Below are 18,656 nucleotides of genomic sequence, written 5' to 3'. Positions count from 1 at the left end.
TTTTGCGCGACATCAAGCTCCAACGCGACTTGGCCGCGCGTGTGTTCCTCAACCGTATCAAATGACATTTTGCGCTACCCAGTCCTCAAAATCATAAAGCAGTCAGACATAGAGCATATGAACTGTCAATTGGCGCATCTGAAGCAATTTTCTTGATTTTGGAAGGACTACAAGCTCTTTTACAGGAGGAGGCGCGGGTGAGGCTTTTACTGACACGCGCGGCTGTAATATTGATTCGAGAAATTCGGCGCTTTCTCCGGTCGAAAGCCGGTGAAATGTGCCGATCCGCCGTGCTGACGGCCAAAAAATTGCGAAAAACTTCGAGAAGCCACCTCAGGAGAGTTTGCGAAAAATATTTTTTCAAGCCGGTTGCCGCCAGCGGATTCTGGAGATCGGCCGCACTGCGGTCTTTGCGAAAAAATGGGGCGCTTCGCGAGGGGGTTGCACCGCCGAAAAGACTGGCACAGACCTATAGAAATTCCGCGCGGATCAATCGCTTAATTGATTCGTCGGACATAACCGCGCCAGCACTTTCGCTGCCCGCGCGTAGGTCGTCAAGGAGGCGAAGTTGCCAGGCCCCTCTGTGCTTGAAATCCCGGATAACGGCGGGCCCGTTGCGGTACTGGCCGACCTTCATCTCAAGTCCTACTTTTGGCTTGGAGGCAATCCTCTCAAATTCCACGGGCTGGAGGATCGCCTGTTTCAGCATGACCTCGATGCCCTGATCATTGCCGGAGATCTGTCAGATACTCTCGGTCCGTCCCTGCAGGACGCGCTTGCCTATCTGGCCCGTTACGTGCCCGCGGATCGTATCTGCATCCTTCTGGGGAACCACGACTATTACAGGAGCAGGCTCGACGATGACAGACGGCTGCGCGACATGGTCCGTGACTGCGGGAGCTGGTTTGCTCAGAAGACCGAACTCCGCCATCGCCGCGACCGCTACTTCTGTGCCACTCTCTGGACCGACTTCGACCTCATGGGCGACAGAAACGCGGCCATGCAATTCGCGCGCCGGTTCATGCGCGACTTTGATATGATTTCCATCAAAGCCCCAGATCATGAGAAGTACGATCCAGACGCGGTACGACCGCTTCACCTTGTCCCGATCACGCCCGGAGATACCATCCGGCTGCATGGCGAGCATCGCGCCTGGCTGGAGGAGCGCTTGGCGACCCCTCATTTCGCAGGCGAAGGCCGGACCTTCGTTGTCACCCATCATGGCCCGCACCCGTCCGCCGCGGGCCCGCTGGATCTCCTGACACCAGCTTTCCATTCGGATCTGACCGATGTGATAGAACAGGCCGATATCGACATATGGTTCTTCGGACATTCGCATCGACGGCTGTCCTCCACGGTTGCTGGTACACGCATTCAGAATGTTTCGATCGGATACCCCGACGAGGATCATGGCCAAAACGAGGATGATCTGGCGGAGATTTGCATCGTCAGCGAAGCTCCGGCCTTGCAGTCTCTGAATGAGCCGTGGGAGCAGCACGACATCCATCCGGCTCTTGAATGGGATTACGCATATGCGCTGCGGTGCCACGAAACTTACACGCCCGTTCTGCTGGATAAACTGTCACCCGAAACATGCGCCATCCTGCGCTGTGAACTGGCGGGATGCGCCAGTCCCATCGTGCCGGAAGGAGACGCGTATTATGCAGCCGATGTCATTCTCGCGCTCGGTCGGAGACTGGCAGGGTCACGATGATGTCGGCTGAAGCGTTCTTCTCGATCTCGGGGATGCTGATCTGCCTGGTCGGTTTAGTCCATGTGATCATCGCCTATCGGGGGACAACGCGATCGGCTGAACCGGATCCAGAGCGGGTGAGGAGATTTGTCGAAAGCGCGCCCCCGCTCCCCAACCACTTACCTCGCACCCTAAGCGATCCCGACAACGAGGGGCACAATCCTAGTAAAGATGAAGACAAGGCTGGAGCGGACACCGCAAGAGCCCATGAGGCACCGCGTTGACCACCGCACTCGTGGCCGATCCGCAAAGATTTCCTGATTTCCGCTGCTGGGCTTCCGGACAACATGGGGGTCGCTTCGTCGAGCCATGATGGCGGGTTTGAAATCCTGACAGGACGTTAGCGCAATAAAGTTTCTGATCTCAACAAGGTAAATGGAGGCCTATCATGAGTGAACATCCTGACGCATGGATCATTCTGCGCGTCACAATCATCCAGCGCGGCGAGCCTGTCGAAGAATTACGAGTACTGGCAGGCTGGTTCGGCGGCTATACGCAGTCCGACCGGTGGCGGATCAACTCCGGTATTGTCAGCGTCGAGGCAGATGAACGTGAGTATCGCTTCCGTGGCCATTCAGGCTCTGTATATGTCTGCCAGCGACACGCCTATGGCCTCTCGTCGATCATGCAGTCCGGGCTCAGATTAGCCGAACGGTTGCCGCAATTCCGCAGCATCGAACCCCTTGAGGATCAGGATTGGACAGCAATCCAGCTTTAGGGCGGGTGAGGCTTTTAGCACTCAACTTACAGGGAGCATTTCAGCAGCCCGCGGGGTTAAGCCCGTCGCCCGAATCCTGTCCTAAGCGCGATTGAGACGCTTGGCCCTTGCGGAAGTCGATGGGCTTCGTGGCCAACATGATCCATACTCGGCTCCGGGAAGTTGGCAAGTTTCCAGTAGTCGGAGCGAATGGTGGCTGTGGGCCAGTCCTTCCATATCAAATGGCAGCAATGCGGACACACCTGCCATTCTTCCAACGTCGGCTTTCCTGCGTGGAGGTTTATATCAAGGCTCCCAGAACCGCTTCGCCACCTCTGCCTCGGCCTCTGCCCGTTTGAGGCCCATGTCTTCGATCAGGTGTGGGTTGGTTGAGAGACGTTCCTTCAGGTCTTTGCGGTGGTGTGTTCTCTCTTTCCATTTGCGGAACATCAGCAAGTCAACCGATCGCGGCAGATCAGCTTGTTCGCCGATACTCACCGCACTTAGGACGGAAGCCGTCAGCGCGAAAACCGAGGTGAGCGCGAACATGACTTGCCAAGACCTACCTGCCGCAACCCCGGCCAAGACAGCGCCAAACGCTCCGACCCCATCCAATAGAACGAAAGCCAGACCCAGCGTCGTACCTTCGCTTCTTTCTGAGTGATCGACCGCGCTCGCCAGCATCGACGCCCGGATCGCATCGAGCGATGCAACGCCGATAGCCAAGGTCGGGATAACAAACCAAAAGGGTGGATTAAGGGCCAATAGAGCTAAGCACAGCGCGGCGACCCCGTTGCCAATAACAAGAACTGGACTGCGCCCGATACGGTCGGACAACGCACCCACCCACGGCTGTGCGATTGCTCCTGTAGTCAGTAGAGCGGCGAAAATGACGCCGATTTTGGCTGGTGCGAGATAGTGGACCGCTGCGAGGTAGAGTGGGATCATGCTCAGAAGCGCGATCAACGCCATGTTGTAAAGGCAGATCATCGCGACGACGCGCGGGCCACGACCTGTCAGCCACGCGCGGATCAAGTCTTTAAGCTCGTTCCGGTTGGCCTTCTTGGCTTCGGCTGCCGGCATAGAGCGCGCCACCGACAGAAAACACAGTCCACACAGGATAGTGGGAATAACCGAAATTGCCAAAGCACCGCGCCAGTTAATGATCGAGAGAAGAAAACCGACCGATAAGGGGGCCAGCACCTCGGCGAAAGACCCACCTATGGCGTGAACCCCCAAAGCTCTGGCGCGACCCTCCTTGTTGTCGCGGGTCAGCACGCCGGTCGCAATCGGATGCCAGGCCGCATTACCCATTCCAGCAATGGCAAGAAGCACGGCGAGGCTCCAGAACTCTGGTGCAAGGGCGGCCAACCCGTACCCGATGGCCACCCACCAGAAGGTGAGAACCAGCAGACGCCCTCGGTTCGAAACATGATCCGCAAGATACCCAGCTGGGATGTACGCGAGCGCGCCGCCTAGGTTGCACAAAGTGAAGAGCAGGCCGACAGTGGCGGGCGACAAGCCCATGGAAAACCCGGCGGCAGGCGCGATTAGCCAAAGCGCAGCAATTGGCCAGTCATTGGCGAGATGGCCGAAGGCGAACCATGTCATGAATGCGCTCTTGTTCATCTATTGCTTCCAAACGATGCGAGGAGCCGGACCTGTTGCCCGGTCTGGTGGACCCTACCCTTTCTTGGTATGTCTTTCTGTCGAGTGTTGGACAAATAATGTCGAGAGTTCGTCATCTATGAGCATCAGGCAATGTAGAACAAAGCGTCCACGTTACCTTGGGGACACCGAAACCCAGGAGGCGGGAGAAAATCCCTACTGGCATTCGCACGAGTTCGGCCAGCTCATCTCGGCCGATTCAGGTTCGATGTATGTCGGAACGCTCGATCGCGTTTTGCTCTTGAGCCCGGCTATGGCAGTCTGGATTCCGCCAGACGTGCAGCACTGGTTGCGCTTCGGGTCCGACAACGTGATGCGCTACGTTGATGTCAACCGGGATGAAGCAGAACGGCTTGGGAGCAGCTGCCGTATCTTTGCAATGACGCCGCTATTGGGCTCGCTGTTCAAAGCGACCATGCCCGACAGGATCGCGGTCAGAACGACCAGACACGTCAGCGCTCTCTATGCGCTCCTTCGACACGAGATCCAATCGGCGCGAGATGTCCCGCTGTCCTTGGTAATGCCGCAAGACAAACGCATTCGGGGCTCCGCCGAAGCAGCGCTAAATGATCCGGGTAATGTTCGCTCAGTCGAGGCATGGCTCGCTAACGCCTCCGCAAGCCGCAAGACAATCGAACGACTGTTTGTCTCCGAAACAGGAATGCCCCCGTCAAGATGGCTGCGTCATGCCCGAGTCCTTCATGCGGTATCGCTGTTGGCGAGCGGTCAGAAGGTGACGACCGTGGCCTTAGATATGGGGTACGAATCGTCCAGTGCGTTCAGTTATATGTTTCGGCGAACTATCGGCGTGAGCCCACGCGAGTTCATTGGTCTGCCCCACTTGAGTGGTCCGGTTTAAAAATTAGTGCATCGTGGGCCTTTGGTCTATGGGCACGATGCTTTCCGGAGCGGGTGGGCGATAGCCCAAGGCACTATGCGGGCGCACCGTGTTGTAATGCTGGCGCCAGCGTTCGATCAGGATCTGGGCTTCTCTAAGCGAATAAAACACCTCCCCATCAAGAAACTCGTCGCGAAGTCTGGCATTGAAGCTCTCCACATATCCGTTCTCCCAAGGCGAGCCCGGCTCGATATAGGCTGTTTTGGCGCCCACGGCTTCGATCCAGTTCCGCAGCTTGGTGGCAATGAATTCAGGGCCGTTATCGGACCGAATGAACTCGGGCGGCCCACGGAGGATGAACAGATCTGTCAGCGCGTCGATGACATCGACCGAATTCAGCTTGCGTTTGACACAGATCACCAGCACCTCCCGGGTGTATTCATCGACGATATTGAGCATGCGATAGGCGCGCCCGTCCGCGGTCTTGTCCTGGACGAAATCGTATGACCAGACATGGTTCTGCCTTTCGGCCCGCAGTCGGACGCAGGAGCCATCCGCCAGCCAGAGCCGCCCGCGTTTCTTCTGTTTTTGCGGGACGTTAAGCCCTTCGCGTCGCCAAATCCGTTCGACCCGTTTGTGGTTGACGCACCATCCCGCCTGGTTCAACAAGCCGGCGATCTGACGATAACCATACCGTCCATATTTGCGCGCCAGTTCGGTGATGTCGGCCGTCAAAAGCGCTTCGTCCTGACGACCGGACGGGATCTTGCGTTGGGTCGACCGGTGCTGTCCCAAAGCCCGACAAGCGCGGCGTTCAGAAATGCCAAGTTCCTGCCTGACATGGTCAATGCACTGACGGCGACGCGAAGGGCTTAGAAGTTTCCCCGAGCCGCCTCCGTCAGGATCAGCTTGTCGAGCGTCAGATCCGACACGGCCCGACGGAGCCGCGTATTCTCTTTCTCGAGTTCCTTCAGCCGCTTGAGCTGATCGCGGTTCATCCCGCCAAACTCGCGGCGCCAGCGGTAAAAGGTCTGTTGGGTCACGCCAATCTGGCGCACCGCATCCGCCTTGACCCTGCAAGACCTCAACCTGACGCAGCTTCATGACAATGTCTTCCGGCTTCTCGCGTTTACCTGCCATCTAAGTAGTCCTCCATCATACGGGATAAACTATCCCAAAAGGTGGACCACTCCAGTGGGGCAAGACCATCATCGCGAAGCAGCCATTCGCCGCACTCTGACGTAAGAGTAACATGGGCTCGAAGCTGCCTTTGGCCTTCAAACGGGTTTTATGTCGCGCCGAACCTGCGCGACACATCCGCTGCAAACGTCAGAAATGCGGAGATATTGTTGATAAAGTCGACGTTCGAAGCGTTTTGCGTACGATCCTAAAAGATCGGATTGCCGGCTCCGCTCATGCGGGGGCTGGCCCGGGCACCAACTTGGCCAGTTTGCGGAGGTTCTGGGCGGTTGCGGCGAGTTGGAATTGCTCGGTTGCACCCTTGGGTCCGCGCAGACGCATCATGCGCAGGCCGATGTAACGCTTCAGATGGGCAAAGAGCATCTCGACCTTTCGCCTTTGCATGAACGAGGTCATGTAGGCGTCGGTTTTGCGAATTTCGCGAGCGATGTCTCGGGCCGCTTCGTGAACCGAGCGGAGCACTTTTCGGGCGGGTTGGGTCGGACAGCATTGCGCTTTCAAGGGGCAAATGTCGCAATCCTGCTTGCGCGCGCGGTAGCGGATCAATCCGTCCTTGCTGACATTCGTGGTGCGCGGCGTAGAGAATTTCCGGCGGGACGTCTCGAGCGTATTTCCGGCAGGGCACGTATACCGATTGGTGGGCGTATCGTAAACAAAGTCGTCCCGCGAGAAGGTGCCGTCGGTGCGTTTCGATTTGTCCCAGACGGGGATGTGAGGGGCAATCTTGCGCTCCTCCACCAGCCAGCCCAACATTTCGGCCGATCCGTAGCCTGTATCGCCGACCAACTTTCCGGGTTTGATGCCAAAGCGTTGCTGAACGCGGTCGATCATGTCCCGTGCGGCGCGCGCCTCCGCTGGCCGTATCGGAGCTGTTGGCTCGACATCGACGATCACAGCATTATCCAAGTCCACCAGATAATTGGTAGAATAAGCGAAGTATGCGGCACCGCCGTCGGCTCCCGTCCAGCGGGCAGCCGGGTCTACTGGCGAGATGTACTTGGGAACGACTGCGGTTGCGGCGCCGAAAGCTGCATCGTCGAGTGTTTCAATATATTCGTTCACGGCTCGAGACAGCAGGTCTGGCGACAGGCCTTCCTTGCTGTCGACGCCTCGCGTCTGATTGGCATTCGCCGGGATCAAGCTGGCATCGACGCCGAAGCTGTGACCGCCGACCAAACCTTCATTGATGCATCGTTGCAGAACGGTCTCGAACAGATGCCGGAACAGCCCGCTCTCACGGAAACGCCCGTGCCGGTTCTTGGAAAATGTCGAATGATCCGGCACCGCGTCGGTCAGATCGAACCGGCAAAACCAACGATATGCCAGATTAACATGAACCTCGTCGCAAAGCCGCCGCTCGGACTGAATGCCCATGCAATAGCCCAGCAGAAGCATGCGGATCATCAGCTCGGGATCGATCGAGGGGCGCCCGCCAGAACTGTAGAACGGTGCCAGCATTGGCCGTACATCCGAAAGGTCGAGGAACCGGTCGATACCCCGCACCGGGTGATCCAACGGCACGAAACTCTCAATAGAGAAATCGTAAAACAAAGCGCCCTGCGCAACTTGCCTTGGCCCCATCATTGCAATGCCCTCCACTCTCAGAACGAGTGAATCAAAGCCTCGGGCGTCAAGCAACAGACTTTTTCAACAATATCCGGACGAAGCGGTCATTCACGTAAATGGCGCAATCCACTGTCCCTCTACTCGTAAATCTCTCCTTCATCACCCACGATCTGGGCACCTAGCTGCGCAGCCAAAGCCCGCATTGCTGATCTTTGCTGACTATTGAACGTTTGAAAATCAGGGGAAGGACGAGTTGAAATCCGTCCATTGAACCATCTGAACATTCTGATCCAAGTTTGACTAGTAGGGTCAAACAGTGCAGCTGTTCCATGCGTTACAGAATTCGATATCTTTTCTCCAGTAACGGGATTCGTCACTATCGTGGTCGCTGTATCTGCTAACCTAACGTATTCAACACTGCTTACGGCGTTCATCCATTCATTTAGGCTGATTGGCCGACCACTGTCTCGTTCTATATTGATTTCATAAGCCATGCCATTCGCTCTCCTATTCCTACTTTCGGTCAGTTGCTAAGGAATAAAGCGGACCCGCCAAGCAAACAATGTAGTTTAGGGCTCAAACCGGTCATGCGGCGGTACGGCAGCCTGATACGAGGGCTAAGCTACCCAGTCGACGTGTTCGGCCCTATCCGGACATTCATCGGGCCGATCTACGCGGTGATGTAGTTCACTGAACCAGCCATTCGTGGCACTGTGCAGCACGACTCGGTTGCTCGACGTCAGAAATGCGGACAAACCGTGCTTTTGCTGCGCTTACACCAACGGCCGCTGTCATCTTCTCATTCCAGCCCTCAACACCAATGGCGCGACGTGATTTTTTGCAGAAGCTGACGCAGAAGTATTTGTGGTGGTTTCGAACGTCAGCCGATATGTCGTGCGATGTCACTGGCAATGCCCAGAATGTGCGCGACCCGGGCCGGAAGCGCGGGCCCTTTGCGGTGGATCGACCACAGTTCATGGTGGCACCGATTGGGTAGGCTCGCGACGATCAGCAGATCACGCCTTGGAAAGGCCTCGATTCCGCTGCGGGGCAAAAGGGTGTATCCGATGCCTTCCGCGACCGGTACCGGGATCTGGCCGATCTGGTTCACGAAGGTCCGGACGCGCAACCGATCCGCGCCGGTGAATGTCTTGGGAAAGTTCAGGGACAGAAGCTCGTTGGCGTAGGCATGGCCATCCGGATGCGCGACGAACCCGCGATTTTCGAGGTTCTCGAATGTCACCGGCTGTCCGCCCGCATCGGCAGGCAGGATCAGACACAGTTCCTCACGCCCGATCGACCAAGCGTCAAGGCGCGGGTGTCCGGGGTCCTGCCCGACGACACCCAGATCGAAGCGCCCGTCCAGAACGCCCGAGAGAACGCTGTCTTGCGGCGCCGCCTCCAGATGGATCGTCAGCCGTGGCGCATCCTGCATGACAGCAAGAAGCCGCGGATAGAGTAGCTGGGCGAAACTGCCCGAGCAGGCGATCCGCACCTCGCCGATATCCGGATCGTCGGCGGTGATCGCTGCGCGCAGCTGACGCTCCTCGACCCTGCGCGCAAGACCCAGATCCCGAACCGCCTCGCCCGCCGCGGTCAGCGCAAAGCTTTTGCCCTCCTGCGCGATCAGCTTTTGCCCGACTTGCCGCTCCAACTTGCGCAAGTGCTGCGAAACGCCCGGCTGCGTCATGTTCAGCCGCTCCGCAGCGCGGGTGAAATGACCCGTCTCGGCAAGGGTAACGAAGGTTTCGAGCCAGGTCGCGTTCAGCATCAAACCATCATGATTCGTTTTCAAAAATATTTCAAATGATAATTTCACGAAATAGGACAGCGTGTCTATCTGTCTCTCAAGCAAACTTGGAAAGGATACAACAATGACCGTCACGCCACGCACGTTTTCCCATATCGGCATCTCTGTCCCCGACGTGGACGCCGCTGTGAAATTCTACTCGGAGGTCATGGGCTTTTACGTGATCATGCAGGCAAGCGAGGTGACCGAGGACGACAGCGCCATCGGCGTGATGTGTACCGACGTCTTTGGTCCCGGCTGGGACCGGATCCGGATCGCGCATCTATCGACGGCCGACGGGATCGGGTTCGAGCTTTTCGAATTCAAGGGCAACGAAGAACCCGACGACAACTTCTCCTATCGCCGACACGGGACCTTCCACTTCGCGGTGCAGGATCCGAACTTGGAAGAGCTGCTGGAAAAGATCGTCGCCGCCGGTGGCAAGCAGCGGATGCCCGTGCGTGAGTACTTCCCCGACGAAAAACCGTTCCGCATGGTCTACGTGGAGGATCCGTTCGGCGTCGTTTTCGAACTCTACAGCCACAGCTACGAGCTGACCTATTCGGCCGGTGCCTATTCCTGAGCGCGGCGCACATGACGTGGCGTGACCGGCCGGACCTTTGCCCTACCGGTCACGTTCTGATCGGCACACCAAGTTTCAAGGACCAAAGTCATGACCCTGGCACAAACCGAAAACCGCCGGTTCGTCCTCGCCGAACGCCCCGAGGGAGAGCCCGACGCCAACACTCTGCGCCTCGAAACGTCCGAGGTACCAAAAGCGGGCAAAGGTGAGAGACTGTTACAGAACGAATACCTGTCGCTCGATCCCTACATGCGCGGCAGGATGAGCGACGCGCCGTCCTACGCAGACCCGGTCGCCCTGGGCGAGGTCATGATCGGAGGAACCGTTGCCCGTGTGATCACGTCAGATGTCGACGGGTTCGCGGCTGGCGACTGGGTGCAGGCTTTTGGGGGCTGGCAGGACTATGCCGTGTCGGACGGATCGAGCGTCATCAACATGGGGCAAAATCCCGAGAACCCGTCGTGGGCTCTTGGCGTTCTGGGCATGCCCGGACTGACCGCGTGGGCTGGCCTGACGCAGATCGGGCAGCCCAAGGCGGGCGAGACCATCGTCGTCGCGGGGGCAAGCGGTCCCGTCGGCGCCACGGTCGGGCAAATCGGTAAGATATTGGGATGCCGCGTCATCGGAATTTCCGGTGGGGACGAGAAGTGCGCCCATGTGGTGGATACACTGGGCTTCGATGGCTGCATCGACTATAAAGCCGATGGTTTCCCCGATGCCCTGATGGACGCGACGCCCAAGGGGATCGACATCTACTGGGAGAACGTGGGCGGCGCGGTCTTCGACGCGGTCCTGCCGCTCCTCAACCCGCTGGCGCGCATCCCGGTCTGCGGTCTCATCTCGCAGTACAACGCAACATCCCTGCCGGACGGACCGGACCGCCTGGGCTTGTTGATGGGAACCATTCTGAAAAAACGGATGACCATGCGCGGGTTCATCGTTTTCGACGATTTTGGGCATCTCTATCCCGACTTCGCCAACCAGATGGGCGAATGGGTCCGCGACGGCAAGATCCAGTACAAAGAAGAAATGATCGCGGGCCTAGAACAGGCTCCCGACGCGTTTATCGGGCTTCTGAGAGGCGACGCCTTCGGCAAACGCGTCGTAAAGCTGAACGACTGAACTCCAATTTCGAAGGAACATTACCATGAAGATCCTGATGGTTCTCACGTCCCACGACCAACTGGGCGACACTGGCAACAAGACCGGCTTCTGGCTCGAGGAGTTTGCCGCCCCTTACTACGTCTTTAAAGATGCCGGTGCGGACATCACGTTGGCGTCGCCCAAGGGCGGGCAGCCGCCGCTCGACCCGTCCAGCGATACCGACGATGCCCAGACCGAGGCGACTAAGCGCTTCAAGTCAGACGAGGCGGCTCAGAAGGATCTGGCGAACACCAGTGAACTGTCGGCCGTGTCGGCTGATGGCTTCGATGCGATCTTCTACCCGGGCGGCCACGGTCCTCTTTGGGATCTGGCGGAAAGCACCGACAGCCAGACGCTGATCGAAACCTTCGCCAAAAGTGACCGCCCGATCGGTGCCGTTTGCCACGCGCCCGCCGTGTTCCGCTACACGCAAGGGGCCGATGGCAAGCCGCTGGTTTCCGGCAAGACCGTCACCGGGTTCACCAACACCGAGGAAGAAGGAGTCGGCCTTACCGACGTCGTGCCGTTCCTCGTGGAGGACATGCTGAAGTCGAGTGGCGGAAATTATAAAAAGGGCGTCGACTGGGCCTCCTTCGTCGTGACAGACGGAAAGCTTGTTACCGGTCAGAATCCTGCCTCGTCGGCAGAGGCAGCCAAGACGCTGCTGGCGCTGCTCTAGTCCAGCGTCAAGTGCGCTCGCCACCTTCGGACGTTCAAGTTTGGGCTATCCGACCAATACCCGGCGAGCGCACGAACGCCGCCTTCCAAATGAAAGCGATCCGCCTGCCATGATTACTCTTCACGCGCTGCAATACTCCCGCGCCACTCGAATCCTGTGGTTGCTGGCCGATCTGGGCCAGCCGTGCAACAGAATCGACTACCCTCGAACGAAAGCGTTCCGCGCGCCGGAGGCGCTGTCGAAGATCCATCCCTTGGGCAAGTCGCCGATGATCGACGACGAGGGCGAGATGATTGCCGAATCCGCGACGATCCTGCGGTATCTGACTGCAAAGTTCGACGACGACAGCCACATTCCGCCCCGCAGCACGATGGACTACTGGCGGCACGAGATGCTGTTCGACTACGTAGAGGCCTCCTTCGCAGACGTCGCCATACGGGCGATCATGCCCGCGTTTCGTGGAGAACCAGTGCCCGACGATGCGAAAGCGGTGCTCGACACACACCTTGCGTATATCGGAGCGATGATCAGAGACGGGCCACTGCTGTTTGGCAAAATGGCAATGCTAGCAGACATCCAGATCTCCTACATCGTCGCGTTGCTGGCGCGCTTGGGCCTGTTGGCCGATCATCCCAAGATCGCGGCCTATTGGGACGCGCTGCAGGAACAGCCCGGCTACATCGCGGCAACCCAAGCGGCGGGCCCAATGGCACCGCCTGCGCAAATTCAACGATAGGACCCTCTCATGCCTAGCAACTGTATCTCCAGAGAAAAGGGAGGACGAGGCACGTTATCCACGCCATAGCGCCTCGTCCAAAAGGGCGAGGCCGAGGCTGGCAATCAACGTGGTCAGGTCGCGCGATTGTCTTCCCGGCATCCCGCCAAGGGGATACCGGCCGACCGGGCGACTATGTGGATGTCCTTCTTAACCATGCCGGATTTTTCGTCCGTGAGGCGAGAAAAGTTAATTCGACCGCCATCGCGAAGGGCCGGAATGTCCGCTTTGTTCGCGGAGCTGACCTTGGCGTGCCAGACCTTGCTGCACGATGCCACGGATGGCCGGTTTGGGGAAGCTGTGCTGCAGCATAGGCAACTTGGCGAATGGCCGGTCAGGGCCGAAATTGCAGGTGCGGTCTTTCTGCAGCAGCGAAATGCAGCGTTAGCTATTTATGAATAGTCTGGGCTCGAAGTGAACATTCAATAAGCGGCCTTACTCACTCAGGATTGTGGACGGCTCGGCAAGCTAGCGCGCGAACATAGTCCTGCGACACCATAAGAATGGTAATCGCCTCAGTCGGCGGCGTTTTCTCGGTTTCATTGAGAACATGGCGGTAGACGTGGCATGCAGCAGTCCAATCGTCAGCAGTGCGTCGATCACACGGTGTTGGTGTAGTTCCAAGGCAGTAACTCATGATGCGCGATTGTCTGTGCCTTGCGGCGGTGGCGGTGGCGGTGAGAACACCTGTCAGATAGCTACGCGGTTCGATCCCGTTGAGTTTGCAGGTTTCGACTGCACGACAGGACGGGCCCAAGCAAATCGGCTCGGGCCCGAGCCGATTTCGGCTCACGCGCGCAGAAGAATCGCCTCGTCCCGCTCGGGGGACAGAGCGTCAGCGCAGCGGTAGGCGTGGCGCGCATTGATTTCGAGCGCCGACGTGAAGAAGTTTTGCCCCACCGTCAGCTCGCCCACCGCATAAATTTCACGAGACGTTCCGGGATCGCCGAGAAGCCGATAGGAAATCGGGCAGACGCGGATTCCTCCCATCGGGTGGCAATGGCAGACCTCTTGCTCGATCAGCTTGCGCAGGAGAGGCGAGTCGAGCTTCGCTGCCTCCCTTGGTGCTCCGATGGCGTAAATGACGCGGTCATACTCGTAGGAGTTGCCAGCCTCCGTCGCGATCGTGACGAACCCTTCCGGCAGTAGGTCAGGAGCCGCGAACGGACCCGCGAGGAACTCGAGCTGTCCAGTGCTCAGGTATCCGAGGATCTTGCGCGCATTCTCGATCGGGATGGAGACGCGATAGGCCATGAACATGCTGAAATAGTTATTCATGAATCGCAGCTGAGCGTCCTCGCTGAGTGCCGCCCAGAGCACTTCGATGAATCCGTTCGTTGCGTAGAGAATAGCCTGCCAGAGGCGCGGCTCCTGCGACGCCCGGATCTCCTCGCCCAAGAAGGCGGCGAGATCTGCGGGCGGAGACGGAAGGTCCATCGCAGCCGCCTCTCCCACCGGGTCTTGCGCCAATCTTTCCTCGTGGAAGAGCGCGACAACATCTCTAATATCGAGTTTGCCTTTTGCTTCGCAGAGAGCGCGTATCCGGTCCGGCGTCAGGCGCTGAAGCGAGATTCTGCTCTGCGTGCCCCGCACGACCGGAAAGTATCCGCTACGCGAGTGCATTCTGATCTTGCCACGATGGCCACCTTCGATAAGTGCAATCACCGCGTCAATCGCACTGAGCCTGGCCCCGAGGATCGCGACCCTGTCATTCCGCTCAATCTTCTCGCCCAAGCATGACACTGGGTAGGGCGCGTCGAGAATCCGACCGTCATGTGCATCGGTGGATGCCTGCTTTCCAAGCGTTCCGCAGAACAGGAAAACCTTGTCCGCGCGCAGTACTAATCCACACGACGTCTTCAGGATTTCCGATCTGTCGTGATGATCTAGCTCTGACACCTCCGCTTGGATAAGAACTATGCGACACCCGAGGGAAGCACCGCGGTTGACCAGGCGCCGAACTTGCGCCCGAAGGTAGAGTCCGAAGAGCGGTCGAGGCGCATAGCCATGCGGGTCCGTATCGAAAAACGGGAACGCACTGCGCCATTCCTTGGGGTTTTCCTCCAGCCAAGCATGGAAATGGCCGGGTTGGTTCGGGAAGGGAGTGATGAAACCGGTTTTTGTATTCAGAATATTGCTGGGCATATCCGGCTCGTAGGCTGCACCGCAGCCGAATTCCAAACGCTTTTCGAAAATAAAAATATTGCCCGGCTCGACGCCGTCCGCCTCAACGCGGGTTAGATGGCGATCGAGGAATGAAATGGCAGTGGCACCGCAGCCGACAATCGCGAACGTCTTTTCCATAAGGAGAGTCTCCAGAGTCAATTCAGGGGAGAGGCATAAGCGAAGGCGCTTTTCGCGCCGGTCGCCGACAAGACGGAACCGATTTCGATTCCGGGGTAGCACTCGATGAGCTCGAGCCCGTCGATGCCGAGGCGAAAAACCGCCCTTTCGGTTATGTAGAGGACCTCCTGGCCGAGTTGCCGCGCACGCTCAGCGCTAAAGGTTCGCTGCGTCACGTTGGGCACAAGTTTTCGGACACCGCCTTCGCGGCGGATAATGACACGCCCATCGAGGCGATCGACGTCCAGCCCCTTTGCGGTGAAGGTCCCGCAAAAGATCACAGCGCGGGCACTCTGGGAAATGTTGATGAACCCACCGGCGCCCGGCATGCGGTCACCAAATCGACTAACATTGACATTTCCGTAGAAGTCGATCTCCCCAAAGCCGAGAAACGCCGCAGCGATGCCTCCGCCGTGGTAGAAGTCGAACAGCGCGGGCTGCGAGATTATCGCATCGGGATGAACTGATGCGCCAAAGGCCAGCCCTTCCTCGGGAACCCCGCCGACGACCCCGGATTCGATGGTGGCCCAGATATTGTCGATCCCGCGCCGGCGTGCAGCTGCGCCGATGAGCGCCGGGACCCCGATTCCGAAATTGACGTGCTCGCCGCGGAACCTTTGAAGCTCCTCTAGCGCCCGCTCTACGATGATGCTCTTCGCACCGGACATCTCCGCGCCCCGCCCTTCGCCATTGCATGAGCCCGGACTGATGAACCGAGGATCTGAAGGAACACCATAGCTCGCGGGGTGAGCCTCGTCCGTCTTGACCACGTAGTCGACAAGCATTCCCGGGATCTGGATTTCAGGCAAACTGTCATGGCGCGCGACGATCTCCTCGACCTGGACAATGACGATCCCGCCGCTATTTCGCACGGCAATCGCCTGTGCCAGCGCATCCATGTATGATGTCTCGCGTTTCATGGAGATGTTGCCACGTGCATCGGCTGCAGTCGCCCGGAGAAGGCAGCAGTTCGGCGTGAGGGCCGGATAAACCAGCGCCTCGTCCCGGCCTTCCCCGCGCAGCTCGATCAGCGGGCTTGTGTGGGGACTGACAACACCACCCTCTAGGCGCGGATCTATGAAAGTCCCGAGGCCGATAGGCGAGGACATTTCTCGCTCTCCCGCACCGATTGCGCTGAACATCTTGGACACGACCCCTTGAGGCCAGTTGTGCGCCGAGATCTCGCCCGAACACGCCATTGCCGTCAGCGAAGGACAGAACCCCCAGAAGCCACCCACGGCCTCCTTGATGAGACCGGGAAGAGCCAGCGCATCCAGCCCCGCCCCTCTCTTGTCGCCGCCACCCGACGCGAAGAACAACCTGAGATCCCGAGGGTGACCCGTCTCCTGGAAGCGGCGTCGAAGGGCCTGGGTAAGGGAGTCTGGGTGCCCGCAGCATCCGAACCCTCCTGATATCACTCGCCAGCCGTCTTCAATCAGGAGCACGGCTTCATCTGGTGTAAGGATCCTCATGAGACACGGTCACGTCAGCTGCTGGACGGGGATGTCGCGCATCGCGAGTATCGTGCAGCCGACATCCGAGCGCATCTCGTGCGTCGATCCTGGAGCGCGGATGATCAGCGAGCCCGGCTTGTAGAGGATGTCATTCTCCACGTATTCCCCCTGAAGCACGAAGACCATTTCGTAACCCGGGTGAAGGTGGCGCGGCACATAGGCGCCGGGCTTGTAGCGGATCAACGCCGCGTCCGACCCGTTCGGATCATCCTTGGTGTTGTCGAATAGCAGGTGAATGAGAACATTTTCACGCAATCCGGGCTGGTAGGGCTCGAACGAGATATCCTCGGGGATCGACACCTCGCCGATCAACAGCTTCAGGACCTTATCCTTCGCCTCGTCGACACCTTCGAAGTTGACGAGATCCTCTCGTGGCGTTGCGGGGGCATAGGTCTTCATTTGGGAAGCTCCTTCCTTGAAGTTTGCGAAAGTCCGTTGAAACCCCAGTCAGCGCCCGGGATTTCGTGGATCGTGATGTAGTTGGGAACGTCGCTCTGCTTGATCTCGAGCAGTGAGGCGACCTCGCTTAGCCAGGACGTCTTTTCCTCCACCGTGTTTGATCCGGCAGTAATCTGGATCGAGAGCGTGCAGATGGTCGGCCCGGCGGTCGCTGCGTCGACGTAGAGTCGGCTCTCATGAAGGGGGGCGTCGATGCGGACCACGGTCACCTTGGGATCCTTGCCAAGTACATCCCGGGTGATCCCGGTGAGTCTTTCGGCGATGGCATCGGCCATCTCGGCGGAGAGACCCTCGGAGCGCTGCAGATGGATCAGCGGCATCGCACCCTCCTCACGCCTGGCTCCAAGGCCACTTGTGACCATGCCAGTATTTCGGCCACTTGGAGTTCCGTTCGACGTTGTTCACGATCAGCGCAATCAGGACGAGAATAACGGACCCGGCGAGGACCGGTGTGAGCAGGAAGGTCCACGGCACGGCTTTTCCCATCAGCATGATGACAAGCGGGTCAGCGCCCGCCGGAGCATGCAGCGTTCGGGTCACCTGCATCAGCGCGATCGCCAGACCGACCGCGACACCGAGCTCGAGGGGGCCAATCACGGGAAGGTAATGTGCGGCGATAAGACCGATGAGTGAGGCGAAGAAGTGTCCACCGATCACGTTGCGCGGCTGCGCCAGCGGAACGTCAGGTGTCGCGAAGAGTAACACACAGCTCGCACCGAAGGGTGCCATGAGAAGGTGAGCGTTATACTGACTGGTCAACAACGCCAGCGCACCGATGCCGATCGTGCCGCCAGTAAACGCCGCGAGAACCTTCGCTACACTCGGACGCGGCGGCATCGGAGCTCGCCCCCCGAACTTGCCCATCACTTTGTCCATCACTTTGTCCATCACCTCGGATCTCCTTAAACTCTGCCAAAGAGACCTTACAGACCTGTCAGTATATTTCAATAAGCCAGATATCACTGATTCGTGATCCCGATGGCTCCGCGCCAAACTTCAGAACTGTGTGACAGCTTGCTTGAACGCCGGTGCGGCGCGCGCCGCACCGGCCAGCTCAGTGCTTGGGAAGGTGCGCCGACACTAAGATTTCGATTATCGGCCAGCTTACCTCAGCACGCGTATCGACACCGAACATGTGAGTGTTTACGATCATTCCTTCGAGAATGACGAAAAGCAGATCGGTGACGGGTTCGGTATGGACCATACCCGCCCTGGCGAGGCAGTCGCGGAGCAGGTTGCGAACGAGCACCTTATGTGCTCGCGATATCGCGATGGCATCCGTCTCACGTTCGGCGAATTCTTCCGACGCCCGGATGAACATGCATCCATGAAAGCTCGGCGAATTGAACCAGTCCCGATGCCAATCGAACAGTGCCTTGAGGCGATCCATGCCTCCGGCGCGAGCCTCCAAGGCCATCATAAGAGACGAAATAAACTCGTCATCACGGCACTTCAAGACCTCGGCGATGAGGTTCTCCTTCGTGCCGAAATGACTGTAAAGCGTCATCTTTGATGCCCCCGATTCAGCCGTGATGCGATCAACACCTACGGCGTGGTAACCGTTTTCGGAGAAAAGGCGTTGAGCTGTTTTGAGGATGTCTTCCTTCTTTCCCAAGGGGTGCCTCCCAGATTCTAGCGGTGCATGGGGA

Annotated in this window: 18 protein-coding genes and 1 pseudogene; 7 read left to right on the top strand and 12 right to left on the bottom strand. The window is 58.4% G+C overall.

The window, feature by feature from the left end:
- Window positions 1–568: 568 nt before the first annotated feature.
- Window positions 569–1,714, top strand: coding sequence for a metallophosphoesterase (locus tag ABEB22_RS14480; RefSeq protein ID WP_349295691.1), 1,146 nt, complete (start codon window positions 569–571; stop codon window positions 1,712–1,714).
- A 427-nt stretch (window positions 1,715–2,141) separates the two neighbouring features.
- Window positions 2,142–2,471, top strand: coding sequence for a hypothetical protein (locus ABEB22_RS14475; RefSeq protein ID WP_349295690.1), 330 nt, complete (start codon window positions 2,142–2,144; stop codon window positions 2,469–2,471).
- Window positions 2,472–2,756: 285 nt separating this feature from the next.
- Here the strand turns inward: ABEB22_RS14475 and ABEB22_RS14470 are convergent, their stop codons facing one another.
- Entirely contained in the window at window positions 2,757–4,079 is a 1,323-nt protein-coding gene (locus ABEB22_RS14470; RefSeq protein ID WP_349295689.1) for an MFS transporter, read from the bottom strand.
- Between the two features lie 118 nt (window positions 4,080–4,197).
- Here ABEB22_RS14470 and ABEB22_RS14465 point away from each other — a divergent pair, with 118 nt between their 5' ends.
- A complete protein-coding gene (locus tag ABEB22_RS14465) occupies window positions 4,198–4,977 on the top strand; it encodes a helix-turn-helix transcriptional regulator (RefSeq protein WP_349295688.1) in 780 nt (259 codons plus the stop codon).
- Window positions 4,978–4,980: 3 nt separating this feature from the next.
- On the opposite strand, the pseudogene ABEB22_RS14460 reads toward ABEB22_RS14465, so the two are convergent.
- The 4 genes and pseudogenes from ABEB22_RS14460 to ABEB22_RS14445 form a co-directional block, all read right to left on the bottom strand.
- A pseudogene (locus ABEB22_RS14460) lies at window positions 4,981–6,096 on the bottom strand (IS3 family transposase).
- A gap of 273 nt (window positions 6,097–6,369) precedes the next feature.
- Window positions 6,370–7,740 (bottom strand): IS1182 family transposase, encoded by a 1,371-nt coding sequence (locus ABEB22_RS14455; RefSeq protein ID WP_349295837.1) that lies wholly within the window; start codon window positions 7,738–7,740, stop codon window positions 6,370–6,372.
- Between the two features lie 119 nt (window positions 7,741–7,859).
- Window positions 7,860–8,216, bottom strand: coding sequence for a hypothetical protein (locus ABEB22_RS14450; RefSeq protein WP_349295687.1), 357 nt, complete (start codon window positions 8,214–8,216; stop codon window positions 7,860–7,862).
- Window positions 8,217–8,602: 386 nt separating this feature from the next.
- Entirely contained in the window at window positions 8,603–9,493 is an 891-nt protein-coding gene (locus tag ABEB22_RS14445; protein WP_349295686.1) for a LysR family transcriptional regulator, read from the bottom strand.
- Window positions 9,494–9,596: 103 nt separating this feature from the next.
- Between ABEB22_RS14445 and ABEB22_RS14440 the strand changes: the two genes are divergently transcribed.
- From ABEB22_RS14440 to ABEB22_RS14425, 4 genes are all read left to right on the top strand, one after another.
- Window positions 9,597–10,094 (top strand): lactoylglutathione lyase family protein, encoded by a 498-nt coding sequence (locus ABEB22_RS14440; RefSeq protein WP_349295685.1) that lies wholly within the window; start codon window positions 9,597–9,599, stop codon window positions 10,092–10,094.
- A gap of 90 nt (window positions 10,095–10,184) precedes the next feature.
- The gene (locus tag ABEB22_RS14435) at window positions 10,185–11,216 is read left to right on the top strand and encodes an NADP-dependent oxidoreductase (RefSeq protein ID WP_349295684.1); all 1,032 of its coding nucleotides are present in this window, start codon (window positions 10,185–10,187) and stop codon (window positions 11,214–11,216) included.
- A gap of 25 nt (window positions 11,217–11,241) precedes the next feature.
- Window positions 11,242–11,916, top strand: coding sequence for a type 1 glutamine amidotransferase domain-containing protein (locus ABEB22_RS14430; protein WP_349295683.1), 675 nt, complete (start codon window positions 11,242–11,244; stop codon window positions 11,914–11,916).
- A 40-nt stretch (window positions 11,917–11,956) separates the two neighbouring features.
- Window positions 11,957–12,652, top strand: a complete 696-nt coding sequence (locus tag ABEB22_RS14425; RefSeq protein WP_349295682.1) for a glutathione S-transferase — start codon at window positions 11,957–11,959, stop codon at window positions 12,650–12,652.
- Between the two features lie 478 nt (window positions 12,653–13,130).
- Here ABEB22_RS14425 and ABEB22_RS14420 read toward each other — a convergent pair whose 3' ends face one another.
- The 7 genes from ABEB22_RS14420 to ABEB22_RS14390 all read right to left on the bottom strand — a co-directional run bounded on the left by ABEB22_RS14420 (window position 13,131) and on the right by ABEB22_RS14390 (window position 18,622).
- The gene (locus ABEB22_RS14420; RefSeq protein WP_349295681.1) at window positions 13,131–13,484 is read right to left on the bottom strand and encodes a transposase domain-containing protein; all 354 of its coding nucleotides are present in this window, start codon (window positions 13,482–13,484) and stop codon (window positions 13,131–13,133) included.
- Window positions 13,481–14,995, bottom strand: a complete 1,515-nt coding sequence (locus ABEB22_RS14415; RefSeq protein ID WP_349295680.1) for an FAD/NAD(P)-binding protein — start codon at window positions 14,993–14,995, stop codon at window positions 13,481–13,483. Before ABEB22_RS14415 ends, ABEB22_RS14420 begins: the two co-directional genes overlap by 4 nt.
- A gap of 17 nt (window positions 14,996–15,012) precedes the next feature.
- Window positions 15,013–16,506: a malonate decarboxylase subunit alpha gene (locus tag ABEB22_RS14410; protein WP_349295679.1), complete on the bottom strand. Its 1,494-nt coding sequence runs from the start codon at window positions 16,504–16,506 to the stop codon at window positions 15,013–15,015.
- A 9-nt stretch (window positions 16,507–16,515) separates the two neighbouring features.
- Window positions 16,516–16,947 (bottom strand): cupin domain-containing protein, encoded by a 432-nt coding sequence (locus ABEB22_RS14405; protein WP_349295678.1) that lies wholly within the window; start codon window positions 16,945–16,947, stop codon window positions 16,516–16,518.
- A complete protein-coding gene (locus ABEB22_RS14400; RefSeq protein WP_349295677.1) occupies window positions 16,944–17,327 on the bottom strand; it encodes a hypothetical protein in 384 nt (127 codons plus the stop codon). The genes ABEB22_RS14405 and ABEB22_RS14400 overlap by 4 nt, the downstream gene beginning before the upstream one ends.
- 10 nt (window positions 17,328–17,337) lie before the next feature.
- Window positions 17,338–17,874: an HPP family protein gene (locus tag ABEB22_RS14395; RefSeq protein WP_406871196.1), complete on the bottom strand. Its 537-nt coding sequence runs from the start codon at window positions 17,872–17,874 to the stop codon at window positions 17,338–17,340.
- Between the two features lie 187 nt (window positions 17,875–18,061).
- Complete coding sequence (locus tag ABEB22_RS14390; protein ID WP_349295675.1) at window positions 18,062–18,622, bottom strand: TetR/AcrR family transcriptional regulator; 561 nt, start codon at window positions 18,620–18,622, stop codon at window positions 18,062–18,064.
- Window positions 18,623–18,656: the final 34 nt, after the last annotated feature.

This window comes from Thioclava sp. 'Guangxiensis' (assembly GCF_045348365.1).
In the GTDB taxonomy this organism is placed as follows: domain Bacteria; phylum Pseudomonadota; class Alphaproteobacteria; order Rhodobacterales; family Rhodobacteraceae; genus Thioclava; species Thioclava kandeliae.
The sequence above is the reverse complement of the archived record's forward strand: the minus strand, read 5'-3'. Positions and strand labels throughout refer to the sequence as shown.

Bases quoted from the DNA above. Each gene is read 5' to 3' on its own strand.
- ABEB22_RS14415 (WP_349295680.1), bottom strand. From the start codon at position 14,995: ATGGAAAAGACGTTCGCGATTGTCGGCTGCGGTGCCACTGCCATTTCA.
- ABEB22_RS14455 (WP_349295837.1), bottom strand. From the start codon at position 7,740: ATGATGGGGCCAAGGCAAGTTGCGCAGGGCGCTTTGTTTTACGATTTC.
- ABEB22_RS14435 (WP_349295684.1), top strand. From the start codon at position 10,185: ATGACCCTGGCACAAACCGAAAACCGCCGGTTCGTCCTCGCCGAACGC.
- ABEB22_RS14445 (WP_349295686.1), bottom strand. From the start codon at position 9,493: ATGCTGAACGCGACCTGGCTCGAAACCTTCGTTACCCTTGCCGAGACG.
- ABEB22_RS14465 (WP_349295688.1), top strand. From the start codon at position 4,198: ATGAGCATCAGGCAATGTAGAACAAAGCGTCCACGTTACCTTGGGGAC.
- ABEB22_RS14470 (WP_349295689.1), bottom strand. From the start codon at position 4,079: ATGAACAAGAGCGCATTCATGACATGGTTCGCCTTCGGCCATCTCGCC.
- ABEB22_RS14410 (WP_349295679.1), bottom strand. From the start codon at position 16,506: ATGAGGATCCTTACACCAGATGAAGCCGTGCTCCTGATTGAAGACGGC.
- ABEB22_RS14450 (WP_349295687.1), bottom strand. From the start codon at position 8,216: ATGGCTTATGAAATCAATATAGAACGAGACAGTGGTCGGCCAATCAGC.
- ABEB22_RS14430 (WP_349295683.1), top strand. From the start codon at position 11,242: ATGAAGATCCTGATGGTTCTCACGTCCCACGACCAACTGGGCGACACT.
- ABEB22_RS14475 (WP_349295690.1), top strand. From the start codon at position 2,142: ATGAGTGAACATCCTGACGCATGGATCATTCTGCGCGTCACAATCATC.
- ABEB22_RS14405 (WP_349295678.1), bottom strand. From the start codon at position 16,947: ATGAAGACCTATGCCCCCGCAACGCCACGAGAGGATCTCGTCAACTTC.
- ABEB22_RS14440 (WP_349295685.1), top strand. From the start codon at position 9,597: ATGACCGTCACGCCACGCACGTTTTCCCATATCGGCATCTCTGTCCCC.
- ABEB22_RS14400 (WP_349295677.1), bottom strand. From the start codon at position 17,327: ATGCCGCTGATCCATCTGCAGCGCTCCGAGGGTCTCTCCGCCGAGATG.